Origin of the sequence: Erwinia wuhanensis, assembly GCF_030484085.1 — a bacterium.
Taxonomy (GTDB): domain Bacteria; phylum Pseudomonadota; class Gammaproteobacteria; order Enterobacterales; family Enterobacteriaceae; genus Erwinia; species Erwinia aeris.
This window is the reverse complement of the sequence record NZ_JAUJUH010000002.1, coordinates 111,831-129,503: the sequence shown is the minus strand read 5'-3', so window position 1 is coordinate 129,503 and position 17,673 is coordinate 111,831. Positions and strand designations below refer to the sequence as shown.

The following is a 17,673-nucleotide window of genomic DNA, read 5'->3' as shown; positions in this document are numbered from 1 at the left end:
GTTAGTTATACCGGCTGCGGGCGTTGGCTTCACGGGCGGCTTTGGCGACTTCAACGCTGACTACGCGGCGTCCGACCGGCCAGAGTGCGATAGCTGCGATCTTAAAGTGTGCGATGCCCGTAGGGATACCGATAAGCGTAATACACTGCGCGATGCCTACCAGGATATGGGTGACGCAAAGCCACCAGCCGCAGAAAATAAACCAGACGATATTTAATACGGTGCCGCCGGAGTTCAGCAAAACATTTTTTTTGCCGGGATTAAGCTCATCCACATGCACCGCTTCGTTGCCAAACGGCAGTAGCGAAAGCTTGGTGATTTCCCAGCAGGAACGGGTTAACGGTAGCGTAATAATGAAAACGATGCTGAGCAGCGTGGCAACAAGCCAGCCGAAAGTCGTGACAAAACCGCCCAGAAAGAAATTTAAAATATTTAAAACGGTACGCATCAGATAGGGTCCTCGCGCTGCGCGAAAAAAGAAAATTCAATACGTTGATTATACCGTGTTTTAACGCTGGAGCGGTACATCCTTGCCGGGTAAACTGTCCGGCAGATTAACCGCAGCCCGAGAGCCTCTATGGAACTGAAAGCAACCTCGCTGGGTAAGCATCTGGCGCAGCATCCCTATAATCGGGTGCGTCTGCTCGCAGCCGGCGTCGAAGTCAGTGGTCAGAAGCATGAATACCTGATCCCTTTTAACCAGCTGTTGGCGATCCGCTGCAAGCGCGGACTGGTCTGGGGAGAGCTGGAGTTTTCGCTGCCCGATAATAAAGTGGTGCGTTTGCACGGCACGGAGTGGCAGGAAACGCAGCGTTTTTATCACTACCTTAATCAGGCGTGGCAGGCGTGGAGCCAGCAGATGAGCCCGATCGCCGCCGAAGTTTTACAGCAGCAGGTTGCCAGCCTGAGCGAGTTTGAGCAGCAGGATCGCTGGCTGAAACGTCAGGAAGTGGCGAACTGGGGCGAAAAAATCCGGGATGCTTTCTCCTCTCAGCCTTTGCCCGTCAGCCGTCTTGAAGAGTTTGAATCCTGTCGCGAAGCATACCTTTTCTGTCAGCGCTGGCTGGAAAACAGCGAGGCGCAGCGTCAGCAGCGCAACAGGCGCTGGACGGAAAAAATGCTGGCGCAGTATGCCGATTTTTTTGCCGGCGTCGAAAGTTCACCGCTTAGCGCCTCCCAGGCCAGCGCAGTAGTCAACGGCGAGGAAGCGGTGCTGGTGCTGGCCGGGGCGGGCAGCGGGAAAACCTCGGTGCTGGTGGCGCGTGCAGGCTGGCTGCTGATGCGTAAAGCGGCTGCCGCAGAGCAAATTCTGCTGTTGTCATTTGGCCGTCGGGCCGCGGAAGAAATGAACCACCGGCTTAAAACGCGCCTCGGTAGTGATGACGTTGAAGCGCGCACTTTTCATTCCCTGGCGCTGCACATTATTCAGCAGGGCAGCAACAGGTCGCCAGTGATTAGCAAGCTGGAAACCGACGGCGCGCTGAGGCGCAGGCTGCTGACAGAAACCTGGCAGCAACAGTGCAGCGAGAAAAAAGCGCAGGCCAGCGGCTGGCGGCAGTGGCTTCATGAGGATTTGGGCTGGGAGCTGGACGAAGGCGCTTACTGGCAGGATGAGACGTTGGCCAACAGAGTCGGCGAGCGTCTGGAGCGCTGGCTGGAGCTCATGCGGATGCACGGCGGCGCGCAGGCCGCGATGATCGAATCCGCGCCGGAAGCGGTTCGCGAGCTGTTCAGCAAACGAGTCAAACTGATGGCGCCGCTGTTAAAAGCCTGGAAAAGCGCACTGAAAGAAGAAGGCGCGGTAGATTTCGCCGGGCTGATCCATCAGGCGATCGCCGTGTTGGAAAAAGGACGCTTTATCAGCCCGTGGAAGCACATTCTGGTCGATGAATTTCAGGATATGTCGCCGCAGCGAGCGGCTCTGCTGGCGGCGCTGCGCAGGCAAAACAGTCAGACTTCGCTGTTCGCCGTGGGCGATGACTGGCAGGCGATTTATCGCTTTAGCGGCGCGGAAATGGCGCTCACTACCGCCTTTCATCATTATTTTGGCGAAGGCGAACGCTGCGTGCTGGACACGACCTGGCGATTCAACGAGCGTATTGGCGAAATAGCCAATGACTTTATCCAGCGCAATCCGTCCCAGCTGAAAAAGCCGCTGAACAGCCTGAGCAAAGGCACTAAAAAAGCGCTCTCGTTGCTGCCTGAGTCACAGCTGGAAGCGCTGCTGAATAAGCTCAGCGGCTACGTCACGCAGGAAGAGGAAATCCTGATCCTCGCGCGCTACCACTACCAGCAACCGACGCTGCTGGCTAAAGCGAAGACGCGCTGGCCGGGCCTGAATATTTCTTTTGCAACGATACACGCCAGCAAGGGGCAGGAAGCAGATTACGTACTGGTGCTGGGATTAAAAAGCGGCGAGGATGGGTTTCCGGCCGCCGCCAGAGAGTCGGTTATCGAGCAGGCGCTGCTGCCGCAGCCGGAAGATTTTCCCGACGCCGAAGAGCGGCGTTTGGCCTATGTTGCCATTACGCGGGCGAAAAAACAGGTTTGGCTGCTGTTTGACAGCGATGCGCCGTCAGGCTTTGTAGCAGAATTTAAACGCATGGGCGTGCCGCTGTTACGCAAGCCGTAATCCGGCACGCCCGTGGCGTCTACTGCAGGCGCGCCTGCAAATAACGTTGATAGTCAGGAATAGAAATATCAAGCGGCTGTGCGAACAGCGGAGAATGAATAATAAAGTCGGCGGTGGTGCGATTGGTCGCAACAGGGATATTCCAGACCGTTGCCAGGCGCAGCAGCGCTTTGACGTCAGGATCGTGCGGTACCGCGTTCAGCGGATCCCAGAAGAAAATCAGCACGTCGATTTTGCCTTCCGAAATCAACGCGCCTACCTGCTGGTCGCCGCCCATTGGGCCGCTTAGCATAGCGGTAACCGGCAGGCCGGTGGCGCGCTGGATCAGATTGCCGGTGGTGCCGGTTGCGTACAGCATATGGTGCTGCAACAGCGCTTTATGGCTGTCGACCCACGCCATCATTGAGGCTTTACAGTGATCGTGCGCGACCAGCGCAATATGTTTTTTTTCCCCGAGGGTGCGGGTAGTCTGCTCCATGGCGATATCCTGTTTCGTTGAAAAGCAAACTATACGGCTTCCGATCCCGGGATGCCAGCAGGGCAGGCTTAACCTGTGCGGAAGGCTTTCATCAGCAGAACAAAACGTTGGCGGGTAGCGGCGTCAACCTGTTGATACCATAGCTGCAGTACCCGGCCAGCCGGATAATGGCTGCTGGCGAAAGTCAGCGTATCGTCGGTCGGGCTGCCGGTAGTATGCGGCTGCGCAAAGCGAGGCACCGAAGCCGAATGGCCCTGCATATTATAAGCCGCCATTTCCCGTTCATAATTTTCGCCAGCGGTGCCGGTCAGTGTGTCCTGCTCGCTCTGCACAACCTTGCCGTGCTCGTCATGCAGCTGAAAATCGGGGTGATGGGCAAACGCACGTGCCTGGGCAGACGTGCGGATAGCGGGCAACGCGATAGCAATTGATTTAACGTTGGTAGTAAAAGTCACGATCAGCGGCGGCGAACGCCAGGACGAGGTATGGCTGTTTTCCAGCCTTTTTTCTACGCGGAACAGCAGCTGGTGCTGTCCTTGCTCCAGTTCAAGCCCATCGGCGCCTTTCAGCAGTGAACCGGAAATTTTATGACCGTCGAGCACCAGCAGATCGATCTCAGGCGCGAGTTTTAAGGTGGTTGCATGGGCCGCAGCCGCAACCCACATTGCCATCAACCCTGTCAGGAGCAGACCCAGCTTCATTGTTTCTCCAGATGCCCGAAATATAAAAAAGAGCGAATGTATCAAAGTCTTTCAGTATGACAGCATATTAACATTTTTACATATTTATTCATGCTAAATCTTTTGCGGCTATGATTATAAGCGCAAAATACGATCGTCTTGCAAAACAGAAATAGTTAACGGAGCCGCTATGGACGACAACATTATTAATGAAGTTTTGACAACGACTCGCCATATCGCGCTGGTAGGCGCCAGCGAGAAACCCACCAGGGCCAGCCATTACGTGATGGCGTATCTGCTTGGGCAGGGTTACAAGGTGACGCCGGTCAGCCCTAAACTGGCCGGGCAAACGCTGCTGGGACAGCGGGTTTATGCAAAGCTGGAAGAGATACCCGAGCCGGTGGATATGGTTGACGTGTTCCGTAATTCGGAAGTGGCCTGGGGCGTGGCGCAGGAGGCGATAGCGATAGGTGCCAAATCGCTGTGGCTGCAGCAGGGCGTCATCAATGAGCAAGCTGCGGTGCTGGCTGCCGATGCGGGTTTGAAAGTGGTGATGGATCGTTGCCCAATGATAGAAATTCCTCGTCTGGGGTTGGGCAGATAATAAAAAACCCCGCAAGCGGGGTCTTTGTCAGTTTCTGAGGCGTGGCGCCTGCAGCTGTTTGCGAATGGAAGCGGCGAGTTCATCCATTGAAGGATGCTCGGGGTGCTCGCCCGGTATCTCCCAGCCCAGCTGCGCTTCCGCCAGATAGGTGTGCACCGTTTCGCCGTTATCGTCTTCCATCACAACGTGATACCACGGGGCATTACGCAGCGCGCCGTCGGCGATATCGTCAATTTTAGGATCCTCTAACGAGTATTCCGGATCCACATCAACCACCACCCCTAAAAAACCCAGCAGCTTGTGTCGTACCTGCTGGCCAAGTCCAAATTTGCTGGCAATCATCGTGACCTCCCGAGAAACATAACCCTGTCATCCTTTATGGGGGCAGCGTTAGCGTTTTCAAGTCACAGCACGCGGCAGGCAAATCCTTTCAGATAGAGACCTTCCGGATAGCTGGCGATCACCGGGTGATCGGCTGCCTGCCTGAACTGTTCTATAAATTGTACATCACGCTGTGCATCGAGCGCAGCATCAGCAATAATTTTCTGGAACAGCTCGGTAGGCATCAGGCCGGAGCAGGAGAACGTCATCAACATCCCGCCAGGATTTAGCAGCTGCATTGCCAGCATGTTGATATCTTTATAGCCACGGCAGGCGCCGGCCAGCTGGTTTTTATTCTCAACAAACTTTGGCGGATCCATCACGATTAGATCGAATTTTTCTCCGCTTTCGCGATAGCGACGCAGCAATTTAAATACGTCATCGCGCAGAAACTCCGCTTTGCTGAGATCCAGACCGTTCAGCTCTACGTTCTGGCGAGCCACATCCAGCGCCGCCTGTGAGGTATCGACGCTGATCACCTGCTGGCAGCCGCCCATCAGTGCCGAAACGGCAAAGCCGCCGGTATAGGAGAAGCAGTTCAGCACGCGGCGATCTTTTGCGTAGCGGCGCGTAGCCAGCCGGCTGTCGCGCTGGTCGAGGTAGTAGCCGGTTTTATGGCCGGTCTGAATATCGACCAGTAGTTTCATACCGTGTTCGGTAATCGGCAGCAGTTCAGGCGGCGTTTCGCCCAGCACCACGCCCTGCGTCAGCTCAAGACCCTCTTTTTTACGTACCGATACGTCAGAGCGATCGTAGATGGCGCATTGCGGATAGCAGTGCTGTAGTGCGGTAATCAGGGCGGCGCGCTGGTATTCGGCACCGGCGGAAAGCAGCTGCAGCACCAGGAAATTGCCAAAGCGATCGATGGTGATGCCCGGCAGGCCGTCAGACTCGCCGGCTATCAGGCGATAGCTGTCGAGATCGTCGCGCTCCGCCAGCCAGTCGCGCAGCTGCTGAGCTGCCTGCAAACGGCGGGTAAAGAAAGCGATATCGATCGCTTCATCCTGTTCCCAGCTCCAGACGCGGGCGCGGATTTGCGAAGCGGGCGACCAGGCGGCGCGGGCCAGCCATTTACCCTGGCTGTCGCAAACGTCAATGGTTTCGCCCGACTGGGCTTTGCCTTCCATACGGGCTACGGCACCGGAGAAAACCCAGGGATGGCGGCGGAGTAAGGACTTTTCACGTCCTTTAGCGAGAATCAAACGAACGGTCATATTTGCTATGCTTACAGTCAGAAAAACAGGCGTCATTGTCCGGTGCCTGGCCACAAAAAGCAAACTGTCTCTTCAGGGGGAAATATGACGGCAATCTGTAAACGAGCGTGGGTCCACGGCAGCGTACAGGGCGTGGGATTTCGCTATACAACCCAGCACGAAGCCCGCGCGCGCGGGCTGAATGGCTATGCCCGCAATCTTGACGATGGCAGCGTGGAGGTACTGGCCTGTGGGGAGGAAAAAGAGGTTGAGGCGCTGATTGCCTGGCTGAAGGCGGGCGGGCCGCGTTCGGCCAGGGTCGACAAAGTGCTGACGGAACCCTGTGTGCTTCAGGAGCAGCCTGCGGGTTTCACCACCGGATAAAGACCGCCGCTACAGGCATTTAGCCGGTTTAGGCAGGCCGGCAATTTTAGTTGCCTGTTTTGCCGGGCCCTTAGGGAAAAGGCGGAACAGGTAGCGGCTGTTGCCTTTCTCTTCGCCATATTTTTTCGCCATGGCTTTAACAAGCATGCGCACGGCTGGAGAAGTATTAAATTCCAGATAGAACTCCCGTACAAAGCGCACGACTTCCCAGTGGGCTTCGCTCAGCTCAATGCCTTCTTCCTCCGCCAACAGCGGAGCCAGCGCCTCGCTCCAGTCCGAAGTTTTAGTCAGATACCCCTGCGCGTCGCGCGAAATTTCTTTACCGTCAAAAAACACCGTTTTGCCTCTGTATTGATAACCGGGATGCAGTTTACCAAAAATTTTCCGGCGCGGATGAGCAAAAAAAAGCCCCGCGCTGCGGGGCTTGTTGTCTTTGTTCAGCGCATCAGTTGCTGCGGGACATACCAAGGATACTCAGCAGGCTGACAAAAATGTTGTAGATGGAAACATACAGGCTGACGGTGGCGCGAATATAGTTGGTTTCGCCGCCGTGGATAATATTGCTGGTTTCCCACAGGATAGCGCCTGAAGAAAACAGTACGAACATCACGCTAATCGCCAGATGCAGGGCAGGGATCTGCAAAAACAGATTAGCCAGAACGGCCACCAGCAGCACCACAAAACCGGCCATCATCATGCCGCCCAGGAACGACATATCCTTGCGTGTGGTCAGCACGTAGGCTGAACAGCAGAAGAACACCAGCGCGGTGCCGCCGAGCGCCAGGCCGATAACATCGCCCATGCCCGCCGACAGCAGGGTATTCAGCATCGGCCCCAGGCAGTAGCCGAGAAAGCCGGTAAAAGCGAAGGCAGCCAGAATGCCGGTTGGGCTGTCCGCCAGGCGGTAGGTCAGAAACATCAGGCCATAAAAGCCAGCCAGCATAATGATTAAGCCCGGCGCGGGCAGGGCGAAGACGGTGCTGAGCGTGGCGGTGACCGCTGAAAAAGCCAGCGTCAGCCCCAGCAGAAAATAGGTGTTACGCAAAACTTTATGCGTGGCAAGCAGCGAGCTTTGCCTGGTATGAGTAACGATGCGATCCATAGAAATGCCTCTTAAGGTCATTAGATTGCAGTGAGAATAAGGACCGCGCCTGAAGGGGGGAAGACGTTTTACCCTTCTTTACTCGTTAAGGCGGCGTTTCTGTGAGCAGGCTGGCGCTAATAACAACAAAAAAACCAAAACTGGCTGTTTTTGCGGCAGTTGAATCAGGCCCTGCTTTACATCGGCGCGGAGGATGTTTATAGTTCGGGTCATTGCGGAGGGGTGGCCGAGTGGCTGAAGGCACCGGTCTTGAAAACCGGCGACGGGAAACCGTTCGAGAGTTCGAATCTCTCCTCCTCCGCCATCAAATTCAACGGGTCAGCGAAAGCTGGCCCGTTTTGCTTTGCCCGTGATATGGCATAGCTGCCTGATTTAGGATCCCTGCTTCCCCAACAGCCCAACAGCCCAACAGCCCAACCACTCAACCACTCAACCACTCAACCACTCAACCACTCAACCACTCAACCACTCTCAACTACCTTATCTTATTACGGCATCGCTGTTAGCTATTCCAGGCCCGTTGTTGGCGGCTTTTTGAACCACTGCGGCGCATTTCCTGAGCAACCAAAAAAAAGATGTATAAAAGCGCATAAATTCAACAAAATAGCTAAAAAAATGCTTGGCAGCCTTTGGGCTTTCCCCTATACTGCGCGCCATCAGATGCACTTCAGGTGCAGATGGTAAAAGTGCGGAGGGGTGGCCGAGTGGCTGAAGGCACCGGTCTTGAAAACCGGCGACGGGAAACCGTTCGAGAGTTCGAATCTCTCCTCCTCCGCCATCAAATTTAACGGGTCGGCAATTGCCGGCCCGTTTTGCTTTCTGCTTTCTGCTTTCTGCTTTCTGCTTTCTGCTTTCTGCTTTCTGCTTTTTATTTTCTACCTGCTCACTGGCCCTGTTCTGCCGGACGATTATCCTGCTTACGAAAAACATCCCGTTTCTTTTCAATCTCCTGATGCGCCGTAACGGCAAAGGCGATAGTCTGCTATATTCTCAACACGAATAATGCCCGGTCCCGGCCCCATTTTGCCGTGCGGCGGCGAGCTTTTCCGACGCCCGCCTTTTGCCGGACGTATCGCTTTGCTGGCCGGGTGATTTACCCTTGGATCAATGGAAAAAACACATGATTAAAAAGTATAGTCTTTGCGCGCTGGCGGTCTGCTCGGCTCTGACCAGCCTCTCCGCTTTCGCCGCCGACGATAACTATCAGCTTGAACAGGTGTTAATGATGAGCCGCCATAATCTTCGGGCGCCGCTGGCCGACAACGGCAGCGTGCTGGCGCAGTCGACGAAGAAGAAGTGGCCGCAGTGGGACGTACCGGGCGGCCAGCTCACGACGAAAGGCGGCGTGCTGGAAGTTTATATGGGACGCTATACCCGCGAGTGGCTGGCGCAGCAAGGGTTGATCAAACAGGACCAGTGTCCGGGCAGCGATGAAATTTACGCTTATGCCAATAGCCTGCAGCGTACCGTTGCTACGGCACAGTACTTTATTACCGGCGCTTTCCCCGGCTGCGACGTCGCGGTTTCCCATCAGGATGAAATGGGAACCATGGATCCCGTCTTTAATCCGATTATTACCGACGGCAGTGAAGCCTTTAACCAGCAGGCGCTGACCGCGATGAACAGCACCGCCGAAAAGCTGACGCTGAAGCCAGCGTTCCAGCGGCTGGAAAAAATCATTGATTATAAAAACTCGCCGGCCTGCGATGGCAAAAAACAGTGCGACCTGAGCAGCACCAACCAGAACAAATTCTTTGCGGAAAACGGTAAAGAGCCAACGGTAAGCGGCCCGTTGAAGGTGGGCAACTCGCTGGTTGACGCCTTTACCCTGCAATATTATGAAGGTCTGCCGACCGACCAGGTCGCCTGGGGACAGATTAAAACCCCTGAGCAGTGGAAAGAGCTGTCGGCGATCAAAAATGGCTATCAGGATACGCTGTTTACCTCGCCGCAAGTGGCGCGCGACGTAGCGGCGCCGCTGGTCGACTATATCCGCAGCCTGCTGGTGGATGAAGATAAAGCCAGTGCGCCAAAGGTGACCCTGATGGTGGGGCACGATTCCAATATCGCTTCGCTGCTGAGCGCGCTGGATTTTAAAGCCTACACGCTGCCCGGCCAGTTTGAACGTACGCCAATCGGCGGTATGATCCAGTTCCAGCGCTGGCACGACAAGAAAAACAATCAGGAGCTGGTGAAGGTGGAATACGTTTACCAGAGCAGCGATCAGCTGCGCGACGCGACGCCACTTTCTCTGGATACGCCGCCAAAACGCGTGACGCTTGAGATGAACGGCTGTAAGACCGATGCCAACGGCTTTTGCCCGTGGGATCAGTTTACTCAGGTATTGAATAAAGCCATTGCCGGTACGCCGATGGCGGCAGCCCAGGCAACAGCCGCCAGCGATAAGGCCGCAGCCGATAAAGCAGCAGCGGATAAAGCGGCGGCCGAAAAAGCGGCGCAGGCCAAAGTCTCTGCGGATAAAGCGGCAGCGGACAAAGCCGAGGCGGATAAAGCCGCGGCCGAAAAAGTAGCGAATGAAAAAGCCGCCAGCGACAAAGCGGCCGCCGATAAGGCCGCTGCTGATAAAGCTGCAGCGGACAAAGCCGCGAAAGCGAAAGCCTCGGCGGAGAAAGCCGCAGCGGATAAGGCCGCCGCCGATAAAGCGGCTGCTGATAAAGCGGCAGCAAAGCAGGCGTCTGACAAAGCCGCAGCGGACAACGCCGCGGCAAAACAGGCCGCTGAGGAGAAAGCTGCGGCCAATAAAGCCGCTGCTGATAAAGCTGATGCCGAAAAGGCGCCAGCTAACGCCGCGCCGGTGGATAACAACGCGGCCGATACCGCCAGCAAGCCTGCGGACGACAAAGCGGCTCCGGCAGCGCAGACGGAAAACAAATCTTCCTGACGGCGGGCGAAAAAAAGACCGGCTGATTGCCGGTCTTATCATGCTCTGTCAGAACCTGATTTCAGGCCGACGCTGTCGGCCTTTTTTACGTCTGGCGATCAGCCTTTGCTGACCACAACCAGTTTCTGGTTTACAAACTCTTTGATCCCCAGATCGGAAAGCTCGCGGCCGTAGCCTGAGCGTTTCACGCCGCCAAACGGCAGTTCTGGTGCGGTATCGCTGGCGGAGTTGATATAAACCATACCGGTTTCAATGCGCGAGGCCAGGGTTTTGCCGCGCTCGATATTGCTGGTAAAGACCGAGCCGCCAAGGCCGTAATGCGAATCGTTGGCCAGTTTCACCACTTCCTCGTCATCTTTTACCACATAGATTTGCGCAACCGGGCCGAAAAACTCTTCAAAGTAAGCCGGGTTGTCGCGGGTAATGCCGGAAAGGATTGTCGGCTCATAGAAACAGCCTTCGCCTTCTACCGCCTTGCCGCCCAGATGCAGCTTCGCGCCTTTGGCTACCGCGTTCTCTACCTGCTTAACCAGCGTATCGCGCGCGCTGGCGGAAGAGAGTGGACCAAGCGTGGTGCTTTTATCCAGCGGATCGCCGATCTTCACTTCGCGGAAGGCCTGAGTGAATTTTTCGATAAAGGCATCGGCCACTTTTTCTTGCACGATAAAGCGTTTAGCGGCGGTGCAAACCTGGCCGCAGTTGCTCAGACGCGCGCCAACGCCAGCCTTCACGGCTTTATCCAAATCGCAGTCGTCCAGCACTACGAAGACGTCGTTGCCGCCCAGCTCCAGCGTGGTTTTTTTCAGGTATTTACCGGCCTGCTGCGCTACGGCGCTGCCTGCGCGCTCGGAACCGGTCAGGGCCGCACCCTGAACGCGATCGTCAGCAATCAGCGAGGCGATCTGATCGTTGCTGACGAAAAGGTTAGTCCAGGCGCCTTTTGGCGCGCCGGCTTCCGTTACCAGCTCTTCAAACAGCGTGGCGCAATGCGGCACGTTGGCGGCATGTTTCGCCAGCACCGGGTTACCGGCAGCAAGATTCGGCGCCAGCACGCGCATCAGCTGATAGTAAGGGAAGTTCCACGGCTCTACGGCTACCAGCACGCCGATTGGGTGATTTTCCACCCAGGCTTCGCCCAGATCGGTGGGATAGGAGGTTGGGGCAAGGAAACGCTCGGCGTTTTCTGCATAGTAGCGAGCAATCTTCGCGCAAAGCTGCACTTCGCCACGGCTCTGCTCAATCAGTTTACCCATTTCAATACTGGCGGTTTTTGCCAGTTCGTCCACGCGGCTGTCGATCAGATCGGCCAGCTTTGCCAGCACCTGAAGGCGCGGCTGGATTGGGCCTTTGGACCAGGAAGAATGATAAAGGTCGTCGGCGGTTTTCAGCGCGGCTTCCACCTGCCGATCGTCATGCTCCGGCCAGGATTTAATCAGTTCGTTATTGGCAGGATTGATGGTTTTATAGGACATGGTGGCTCCTTCTCAAGGCCGTCAGGCTAAATGGTGAGAATAAGCGTAGTAGAGGATTTATTGATTTAACAAGGCGGAAGGGTGTCAGTTTGTGCTGTGCAACGCGACGAAACAGCAGAATGCACTGCTGTTTCGTCGCAGTGGAGGTTAGACGTTTTTACGCTCGACCGGGACGTTATCCCAGGTCAGCACGTCCTGATCGGTTTTTTCAAACGCGCGGATCAGAACTTCATCATTACCCTGTTGCTCCCAAATCCCCTCGGCGAGCTTCTCATCGTAGTTCGCCACTTCAAAAATGGCTTCGGCAATTTCAGGCGAGGTGGAACGAATACTTGCCCATTCTCCCACTCGATGTTCTTTAGATTGTTGCGTAGCCATACTGTTCTCCTGTGAGTTGAGGTTATCCGTTCAGTTTTACCGCCAGTCCGGCGACATATTCACCCTGATAGCGGGCAATATTCAGTTCATCTTCGCTGGGCTGACGCGAGCCGTCACCGCCAGCGAACGTGGTGGCGCCGTAGGGCGTGCCGCCACGAACCTGTGAAATATCAAACAGCTCTTTCGCACCGTACCCAATAGGTACGATAACCATGCCGTGATGAGCAAGTGTAGTCCAGGTTGAGGTAATCGTCTGTTCCTGGCCGCCGCCGGTGCCGGTAGAAGCGAAAACGCTGGCGATTTTGCCGAACAGGGCGCCGGATGCCCAGAGGCCGCCGGTGCGGTCAAGGAAGGTGCGCATTTGTCCGGACATATTGCCAAAGCGCGTCGGCGTGCCGAACAGAATAGCGTCGTACTGCGGCAGTTCGTCCGGCGTGGCTTCGGCCGCATCCTGATCGGTTTTGCCGCCGACCTGAGCAAAACGCTCAGCGTTCATGGTTTCAGGCACGCGTTTCAGAGTCACTTCCGCGCCGCTGACGCGTCGTGCGCCTTCTGCTACCGCCTTCGCCATGGTTTCCACATGTCCGTACATCGAATAGTAAAGCACTAAAATTTTAGCCATCGTTCACTCCCTGAGTAGGTGGTTTTAAACAGCGTTCGATAGAAAAGTATAGATGAGGCTGCTCCAGCTTGCAGAAACGCAAAAAGCGAGGGATAAAAACGGGTACATTCCAGAAAATGCTTAAAATAAATATTAGATTTAATAATATGATTTTCAGCAATTTTTAGCCTTAAAAGCGCCTGGTAAACCTGCTTTTTGATAAAATAATTCGCGCTTCGCGTCGATAATCTATGCTTAATAACGGGACGGTGCACAGAAAGAGCGGCCACCGTCGCCAGGGTGAAGCCACAGGCTCACCGTATGAATGCAGTATGATGGCTTAACTATTCGGAGGTAAGAAATGGCAGAACATCGTGGTGGATCTGGAAATTTCGCTGAAGACCGTAAAAGAGCATCAGAAGCAGGCCGTAAAGGCGGCAAGGCCAGCGGCGGTAATTTTAAAAATGACCCGCAGCGCGCTTCACAGGCCGGGGAAAAAGGAGGACGCAATAGCCGAGGCAGTCGTGACAAGACATCCGGTTAGTCCATCCTTACGCCGCCGGGGCCACCCGGCGGCGTGATCGTCGTTTAACTTTTTCTGATTGATTCCCACAACAACCCTTGCCACACTGCGCCAAAAATTTATACGAGCGCGCTATGTCTTTCCTTTCCCGCTACAAATTTTCCCTCAGCTCGCAGGAGCTGGTGCTGATGCTGATTACCATGGTCTGGGGCGGCACCTTTTTGGCCGTGCACCATGCCATGACCGTCAGCGGCCCTTTCTTTTTCGTTGGCCTGCGTTTTGCCACGGCGGCGCTGCTGTTGGCCCTGGTTGCGCGGAAGTCGCTGCGCGGCCTGACGCTGGCGGAATGCAGGGCCGGAGCGGCTATCGGCGTCGCTATCAGCGGCGGCTACGGCCTGCAAACCTGGGGAATGCAAACCATCGAGAGCAGCCAGTCAGCCTTTATCACCGCCCTGTATGTACCGCTGGTGCCGCTGCTGCAGTGGCTTTTTCTGCGGCGCATGCCGGGCGTGATGGCCTGGGTCGGTATCGTGCTGGCGTTTAGCGGCCTGATGCTGCTTGCCGGGCCGAAAAGCGGCTCGCTTTCGTTCAGCGCCGGGGAAACGGCGACGCTGCTCAGCACGCTGGCTATCGCAGGCGAAATTATTTTAATCAGCGCCAGCGCGGGCAAAGTGGACGTCAAAAGAGTCACCGTTGTGCAGCTGGCAGCGGCCTCGCTTTTTTCCTTTATGCTGATGGCGCCCAACGGCGAAGCGATTCCGCCTTCTTCACCTTATTTATGGTATAGCGCGCTGGGGCTGGGCGCGGCCAGCGCATTGATTCAGGTCACCATGAACTGGGCACAGCGCAGCGTTTCGCCTACTCGCGCTACGGTTATCTATGCGGGCGAACCGGTCTGGGCTGGCATTGTTGGCAGGGTGGCGGGCGAGCGGTTGCCTGGCGTCGCGCTGCTCGGCGGCGCGCTGATTGTCGCTGGCGTGCTGATTAGCGAGCTCAAGCTGAAAAAGCGGGCGAAGCGGCCTTCGCCCGCTGAGAGACAAAGCTAGCTTTGCTGCCTTGCCACATCGTTCAGCGCGGCGGCGCGGCGTCGGCTGAGAATAGCGTTAAGGATGATGGCGCCGAAGGTCGCCGTGCCGATCCCGCCCATGGTAAAGCTGCCAATTTTCAGCGCAAAATCGCCTGCGCCCAGCACCAGCGTAACGGCAACCATAATCAGATTGCCGTTCTGGCCCAAATCGACGTTATTCTGCACCCAGATACGCGCGCCGGCCACGGCAATCAGGCCGAATACTACGATAGACGCGCCGCCGATCACGGGCGCGGGAATGGTATGGATCAGCGCGCCGAACTTGGGCGAAAAGCCCAGCAGAATGGCGATAACCGCCGCCGCCACAAACACCAGCGTCGAATAGACTTTCGTCACCGCCATCACGCCAATATTTTCGGCATAGGTGGTCACGCCGCTGCCGCCCAGGCCGCCTGACAACATGGTCGCCAGCCCGTCGCCGACAAAGGCTCTGCCCATCCACGGATCGAGGTTTTTACCTGTCATGCCCGCAACCGCTTTAAGATGCCCCAGGTTTTCCGCTACCAGAATGATCGCCACCGGCGCGATGGTAAACATTGCCTGGCTGTTAAAAATCGGCGCGGTCGTGGTCGGCAGACCAAACCAGGGCGCGCTGGCGATAAGGCCGAAGTCCACCGGTTTACCCAGGCCGAAACCGTTGGTCAGCAGCGCATAAATCGCCCAGGCCGCTATCAGCCCAACCAGCAGCAGCAGCCGCTGCACCATGCCGCGCGTAAAGACGGCTGTCAGACCAATGCAGATCACGGTCATCACGGCTATCCAGCTGTCGAACATGGAAGAGGAGACGCTGCGAACCGCAATCGGCGCCAGGTTCAGGCCGATCGCCATCACCACCGCGCCCGTCACCACCGGCGGCATGAGTTTCTCAATCCAGCGCGTACCGACCTTCATCACCACCACGCCGATAAGCGTATACAGCAGGCCACAGGCGATAATGCCGCCCAGCGCGACGCCAAGATGCTGATTGACGCCCTGGCCGTTAAAGCCGGTGACCGCGATCACCACGCCGACAAAAGCGGCGCTGGAGCCAAGATAGCTGGGCACACGCCCGCCGGTAATCAGAAAGAACAGCAGGGTGCCGATGCCGGACATCATCACCGAAAGGTTGGGATCGAGCCCCATCAGCAGCGGCATCAGCACCGTGGCGCCAAACATCGCGACCGCGTGCTGCAGTCCCATAATAATCGTCTGGCCCGGCGGCAGCGTTTCATCAGGGGCCACAAGGCCCGTGGCGGACACCGACTGCCGCCATTGGGGGAACCAGGAATCAGCCATCGTCTTCTCCAGAGAAGTGAATCAGTAGCCGCCGGAGCGGGGATCAGGCATCCCGCCGCGCCAGGTGGTGGTAGCCGCGATCGAACCAGATCAGGCCGTGAGTCTGGTCGTTGCAGACCAGCGCGTGGATTTCGCAGATCAACACGTCGTGCGTACCGACGCTGGCGATTTGCGTAACGTGACAGTCAAACGACGCTACCGCGCCCGCAAGCACCGGCGAACCTGTGGTCAGGGTTGACCAGTCGGCGGCCTGGAAGCGCGCCTCCATCGGCGTTTTGCCGCCAAACAGGCCGGAGAGTTCCTCATGTCCGGCGGCCAGCGTATTAACGCAAAGCTGGCGGTTAGCGTTGAAAACCTCATAAACGGAGGCGGAGCGATTCAGGCACACCAGCAGCGTCGGCGGCGAATCGGTCACGCTGCAAACGGCGGAAGCGGTAAAACCGGCGCGTCCCGCAGGGCCGTCGGTAGTAATGATGTTGACCGCCGCGCCCAGGCGCGCCATTGCGTTGCGAAACGACTGTTTTTCCACGCCCGACACGACTTCAGGCATTAACGTATCCACAGACATAATTTTCCCCTTATACAAGCGTGCAGGCATCGGCAAAAGCCAGTCTTGGCAGCCGCGCATAGACTTTGCTCGCGTCGCCATAGCCGATATTGACTAATAAATTACTTTTCCAGCCGCTGTCGGCGAAGAAGGTGGTATCGACCATCGCCCGGTCAAAGCCGGACATCGGGCCGGTATCCAGACCGAGCGCGCGGCAGGCGCTAATCAGATAAGCCGCCTGAAGCGAACTGTTGCGAAAGGCCGTCTCCTCCGCCAGCGCCGGGCTGCTGGTAAACCAGGCTTTGGCGTCGGCATGAGGAAATAGCGTGGGTAGCTGCTCGTAAAAAGCCGGATCCCAGGCGACGATAGCCGTCACCGGCGCGGTCAGGGTTTTTTCCAGATTGCCGCTGGAAAGGGCAGGCTTCAGCTGCGCTTTGCCTTCCGCGCTACGCACAAAACAGAAGCGGGCCGGGCTACAGTTGGCCGAGGTCGGCCCCATCTTGATCAAATCATAAAGTTCAGCAAGCTGCTGGTCGCTGACGGGACGATCCTGCCAGCCATTGTAGGTGCGCGCGGCGGTGAACAGCGTCGCCAGCGCGGTGGAATTCAGGGCTTCTGCCATAGCGGCTCCGGGGAAAAGTGGGCGGGCGCGGTTTCGTCCAGCCAGGTCAGTAAAAGGGCGTTAAAGGCGGCGCTTTCCGTCACGCTCATGGCATGACCGCCGCGAGGCATCGCCTCCAGCGTGGCGTTTGGCAGCGCCTCGTACAGTTTTTGCGAGCAGATCGACGGCACCAGCAGATCGTCCTGCGAACAGATCAGCAGCGCTGGCTGGGTAATCTGCCCGGCCTGTTGCGTAAAGTCGCAGCTCATCAGCGCGTGCAGGCGGCGAAGCAAATTTTCAGTACCCTGAAAATGCGCGTTATGCAGCGCGTCTTCCGCTTCGATACGCGCTTCGTTTTCCGCCAGCCAGTCGGCAGGATAGAGAAACAGCGGCTGCGCGCGAACGTAAGCTTCCACGCCGACGTTCAGCAGCAGATCCTGACGAACCTGAAAGCAGCGGCGGGTATGGGCGTCAAGCCGCAGCCAGCCGTTAACGATCGCCAGCCGCGCCACGCGTTCGGGGTAGTCGAGCGCCAGCTGCATCGCCACCATGCCGCCCAGCGCGTGGCCTATAATGTCGAAGCGGACGATGTCGCGCGCCGCCAGCGCCGAGGCCAGCTCTTCGGCCATATCGCGCATGCTGTAGCCAGCGGGCAGCGTATCCGGGCTGCGTCCGGTGCCGCGCTGATCGTAAGTGACCACGCGGTACGCCTTGCGCAGTTCGGCGAGCTGTGGCTGCCAGAAGCTGCCCAGCCCGCCCAGACCGGCAGAGAGCACCAGCGTGGGCGCAGAAGGCTGCGCCAGGCCGGAAATGTCAAGATGCATGGCGCCTCC

General features: G+C 56.9%; 20 protein-coding genes and 2 tRNA genes. 8 read left to right on the top strand and 14 right to left on the bottom strand.

What is annotated here, in order from left to right:
* Window position 1 precedes the first annotated feature (1 nt).
* Window positions 2-448 carry a YccF domain-containing protein gene (locus QZH36_RS05070; protein WP_253454671.1) on the bottom strand — a complete coding sequence of 149 codons (447 nt, stop codon included), beginning with the start codon at window positions 446-448 and terminating at the stop codon, window positions 2-4.
* A 129-nt stretch (window positions 449-577) separates the two neighbouring features.
* Between QZH36_RS05070 and helD the strand changes: the two genes are divergently transcribed.
* On the top strand, window positions 578-2,632 hold the full coding sequence (helD, locus tag QZH36_RS05065; RefSeq protein WP_301729755.1) for a DNA helicase IV: 2,055 nt from the start codon (window positions 578-580) through the stop codon (window positions 2,630-2,632).
* Window positions 2,633-2,651: 19 nt separating this feature from the next.
* Here the strand turns inward: helD and QZH36_RS05060 are convergent, their stop codons facing one another.
* On the bottom strand, window positions 2,652-3,110 hold the full coding sequence (locus QZH36_RS05060) for a methylglyoxal synthase (protein ID WP_301729754.1): 459 nt from the start codon (window positions 3,108-3,110) through the stop codon (window positions 2,652-2,654).
* Window positions 3,111-3,178: 68 nt separating this feature from the next.
* The gene (locus QZH36_RS05055) at window positions 3,179-3,811 is read right to left on the bottom strand and encodes a YccT family protein (RefSeq protein ID WP_253454668.1); all 633 of its coding nucleotides are present in this window, start codon (window positions 3,809-3,811) and stop codon (window positions 3,179-3,181) included.
* 169 nt (window positions 3,812-3,980) lie between these two features.
* Here QZH36_RS05055 and QZH36_RS05050 point away from each other — a divergent pair, with 169 nt between their 5' ends.
* A complete protein-coding gene (locus QZH36_RS05050; RefSeq protein ID WP_301729753.1) occupies window positions 3,981-4,394 on the top strand; it encodes a CoA-binding protein in 414 nt (137 codons plus the stop codon).
* Window positions 4,395-4,421: 27 nt separating this feature from the next.
* On the opposite strand, the gene hspQ is transcribed toward QZH36_RS05050, so the two are convergent.
* Together hspQ and rlmI are read right to left on the bottom strand one after the other, a co-directional pair.
* Window positions 4,422-4,736: a heat shock protein HspQ gene (gene hspQ / locus QZH36_RS05045; RefSeq protein ID WP_253454666.1), complete on the bottom strand. Its 315-nt coding sequence runs from the start codon at window positions 4,734-4,736 to the stop codon at window positions 4,422-4,424.
* A 62-nt stretch (window positions 4,737-4,798) separates the two neighbouring features.
* On the bottom strand, window positions 4,799-5,989 hold the full coding sequence (rlmI, locus tag QZH36_RS05040) for a 23S rRNA (cytosine(1962)-C(5))-methyltransferase RlmI (protein ID WP_253454665.1): 1,191 nt from the start codon (window positions 5,987-5,989) through the stop codon (window positions 4,799-4,801).
* An 84-nt stretch (window positions 5,990-6,073) separates the two neighbouring features.
* On the opposite strand from rlmI, the gene yccX reads away from it, so the two are divergent.
* Window positions 6,074-6,352: an acylphosphatase gene (gene yccX / locus QZH36_RS05035; RefSeq protein WP_301729752.1), complete on the top strand. Its 279-nt coding sequence runs from the start codon at window positions 6,074-6,076 to the stop codon at window positions 6,350-6,352.
* Between the two features lie 9 nt (window positions 6,353-6,361).
* Here yccX and tusE read toward each other — a convergent pair whose 3' ends face one another.
* Together tusE and yccA are read right to left on the bottom strand one after the other, a co-directional pair.
* Window positions 6,362-6,688, bottom strand: a complete 327-nt coding sequence (gene tusE / locus QZH36_RS05030) for a sulfurtransferase TusE (protein WP_253454664.1) — start codon at window positions 6,686-6,688, stop codon at window positions 6,362-6,364.
* Window positions 6,689-6,797: 109 nt separating this feature from the next.
* On the bottom strand, window positions 6,798-7,454 hold the full coding sequence (gene yccA, locus QZH36_RS05025) for an FtsH protease modulator YccA (protein WP_253454663.1): 657 nt from the start codon (window positions 7,452-7,454) through the stop codon (window positions 6,798-6,800).
* Between the two features lie 216 nt (window positions 7,455-7,670).
* On the opposite strand from yccA, the gene QZH36_RS05020 reads away from it, so the two are divergent.
* The 3 genes from QZH36_RS05020 (at window position 7,671) to agp (ending at window position 10,356) form a co-directional block, all read left to right on the top strand.
* A tRNA-Ser gene (locus tag QZH36_RS05020) sits at window positions 7,671-7,758 on the top strand.
* Between the two features lie 386 nt (window positions 7,759-8,144).
* Window positions 8,145-8,232 (top strand) — tRNA-Ser (locus QZH36_RS05015).
* Between the two features lie 342 nt (window positions 8,233-8,574).
* Window positions 8,575-10,356 (top strand): bifunctional glucose-1-phosphatase/inositol phosphatase, encoded by a 1,782-nt coding sequence (gene agp, locus QZH36_RS05010; protein WP_301729751.1) that lies wholly within the window; start codon window positions 8,575-8,577, stop codon window positions 10,354-10,356.
* Between the two features lie 98 nt (window positions 10,357-10,454).
* On the opposite strand, the gene QZH36_RS05005 is transcribed toward agp, so the two are convergent.
* From QZH36_RS05005 to wrbA, 3 genes are all read right to left on the bottom strand, one after another.
* Window positions 10,455-11,828 carry an NAD-dependent succinate-semialdehyde dehydrogenase gene (locus QZH36_RS05005; RefSeq protein WP_125288673.1) on the bottom strand — a complete coding sequence of 458 codons (1,374 nt, stop codon included), beginning with the start codon at window positions 11,826-11,828 and terminating at the stop codon, window positions 10,455-10,457.
* Between the two features lie 147 nt (window positions 11,829-11,975).
* Window positions 11,976-12,206, bottom strand: a complete 231-nt coding sequence (locus QZH36_RS05000) for a YccJ family protein (RefSeq protein WP_253454661.1) — start codon at window positions 12,204-12,206, stop codon at window positions 11,976-11,978.
* A gap of 22 nt (window positions 12,207-12,228) precedes the next feature.
* Window positions 12,229-12,828, bottom strand: coding sequence for an NAD(P)H:quinone oxidoreductase (gene wrbA / locus QZH36_RS04995; RefSeq protein WP_253454660.1), 600 nt, complete (start codon window positions 12,826-12,828; stop codon window positions 12,229-12,231).
* A gap of 340 nt (window positions 12,829-13,168) precedes the next feature.
* On the opposite strand from wrbA, the gene QZH36_RS04990 reads away from it, so the two are divergent.
* Both QZH36_RS04990 and QZH36_RS04985 read left to right on the top strand, forming a co-directional pair.
* Window positions 13,169-13,351, top strand: a complete 183-nt coding sequence (locus QZH36_RS04990) for a con-10 family general stress protein (protein ID WP_125288670.1) — start codon at window positions 13,169-13,171, stop codon at window positions 13,349-13,351.
* 113 nt (window positions 13,352-13,464) lie between these two features.
* A complete protein-coding gene (locus QZH36_RS04985; RefSeq protein ID WP_253454659.1) occupies window positions 13,465-14,376 on the top strand; it encodes a DMT family transporter in 912 nt (303 codons plus the stop codon).
* On the opposite strand, the gene rutG is transcribed toward QZH36_RS04985, so the two are convergent.
* From rutG to rutD, 4 genes are read right to left on the bottom strand one after another with little or no spacing between them, the layout of a single operon-like run.
* A complete protein-coding gene (rutG, locus tag QZH36_RS04980) occupies window positions 14,373-15,692 on the bottom strand; it encodes a pyrimidine utilization transport protein G (protein ID WP_301251186.1) in 1,320 nt (439 codons plus the stop codon). The two genes, QZH36_RS04985 and rutG, sit on opposite strands and share 4 nt — an antisense overlap.
* 43 nt (window positions 15,693-15,735) lie before the next feature.
* Window positions 15,736-16,260: an NADH-dependent FMN reductase RutF gene (gene rutF / locus QZH36_RS04975; RefSeq protein ID WP_253454657.1), complete on the bottom strand. Its 525-nt coding sequence runs from the start codon at window positions 16,258-16,260 to the stop codon at window positions 15,736-15,738.
* Between the two features lie 10 nt (window positions 16,261-16,270).
* Window positions 16,271-16,861: a malonic semialdehyde reductase gene (locus QZH36_RS04970; RefSeq protein WP_301729750.1), complete on the bottom strand. Its 591-nt coding sequence runs from the start codon at window positions 16,859-16,861 to the stop codon at window positions 16,271-16,273.
* The gene (gene rutD, locus QZH36_RS04965; protein ID WP_301729749.1) at window positions 16,846-17,664 is read right to left on the bottom strand and encodes a pyrimidine utilization protein D; all 819 of its coding nucleotides are present in this window, start codon (window positions 17,662-17,664) and stop codon (window positions 16,846-16,848) included. The genes QZH36_RS04970 and rutD overlap by 16 nt, the downstream gene beginning before the upstream one ends.
* Window positions 17,665-17,673: the final 9 nt, after the last annotated feature.

Bases quoted from the DNA above. Each gene is read 5' to 3' on its own strand.
- QZH36_RS05070 (WP_253454671.1), bottom strand. From the start codon at position 448: ATGCGTACCGTTTTAAATATTTTAAATTTCTTTCTGGGCGGTTTTGTC.
- helD (WP_301729755.1), top strand. From the start codon at position 578: ATGGAACTGAAAGCAACCTCGCTGGGTAAGCATCTGGCGCAGCATCCC.
- QZH36_RS05060 (WP_301729754.1), bottom strand. From the start codon at position 3,110: ATGGAGCAGACTACCCGCACCCTCGGGGAAAAAAAACATATTGCGCTG.
- QZH36_RS05055 (WP_253454668.1), bottom strand. From the start codon at position 3,811: ATGAAGCTGGGTCTGCTCCTGACAGGGTTGATGGCAATGTGGGTTGCG.
- QZH36_RS05050 (WP_301729753.1), top strand. From the start codon at position 3,981: ATGGACGACAACATTATTAATGAAGTTTTGACAACGACTCGCCATATC.
- hspQ (WP_253454666.1), bottom strand. From the start codon at position 4,736: ATGATTGCCAGCAAATTTGGACTTGGCCAGCAGGTACGACACAAGCTG.
- rlmI (WP_253454665.1), bottom strand. From the start codon at position 5,989: ATGACCGTTCGTTTGATTCTCGCTAAAGGACGTGAAAAGTCCTTACTC.
- yccX (WP_301729752.1), top strand. From the start codon at position 6,074: ATGACGGCAATCTGTAAACGAGCGTGGGTCCACGGCAGCGTACAGGGC.
- yccA (WP_253454663.1), bottom strand. From the start codon at position 7,454: ATGGATCGCATCGTTACTCATACCAGGCAAAGCTCGCTGCTTGCCACG.
- agp (WP_301729751.1), top strand. From the start codon at position 8,575: ATGATTAAAAAGTATAGTCTTTGCGCGCTGGCGGTCTGCTCGGCTCTG.
- QZH36_RS05005 (WP_125288673.1), bottom strand. From the start codon at position 11,828: ATGTCCTATAAAACCATCAATCCTGCCAATAACGAACTGATTAAATCC.
- QZH36_RS05000 (WP_253454661.1), bottom strand. From the start codon at position 12,206: ATGGCTACGCAACAATCTAAAGAACATCGAGTGGGAGAATGGGCAAGT.
- wrbA (WP_253454660.1), bottom strand. From the start codon at position 12,828: ATGGCTAAAATTTTAGTGCTTTACTATTCGATGTACGGACATGTGGAA.
- QZH36_RS04990 (WP_125288670.1), top strand. From the start codon at position 13,169: ATGGCAGAACATCGTGGTGGATCTGGAAATTTCGCTGAAGACCGTAAA.
- QZH36_RS04985 (WP_253454659.1), top strand. From the start codon at position 13,465: ATGTCTTTCCTTTCCCGCTACAAATTTTCCCTCAGCTCGCAGGAGCTG.
- rutG (WP_301251186.1), bottom strand. From the start codon at position 15,692: ATGGCTGATTCCTGGTTCCCCCAATGGCGGCAGTCGGTGTCCGCCACG.
- rutF (WP_253454657.1), bottom strand. From the start codon at position 16,260: ATGTCTGTGGATACGTTAATGCCTGAAGTCGTGTCGGGCGTGGAAAAA.
- QZH36_RS04970 (WP_301729750.1), bottom strand. From the start codon at position 16,861: ATGGCAGAAGCCCTGAATTCCACCGCGCTGGCGACGCTGTTCACCGCC.
- rutD (WP_301729749.1), bottom strand. From the start codon at position 17,664: ATGCATCTTGACATTTCCGGCCTGGCGCAGCCTTCTGCGCCCACGCTG.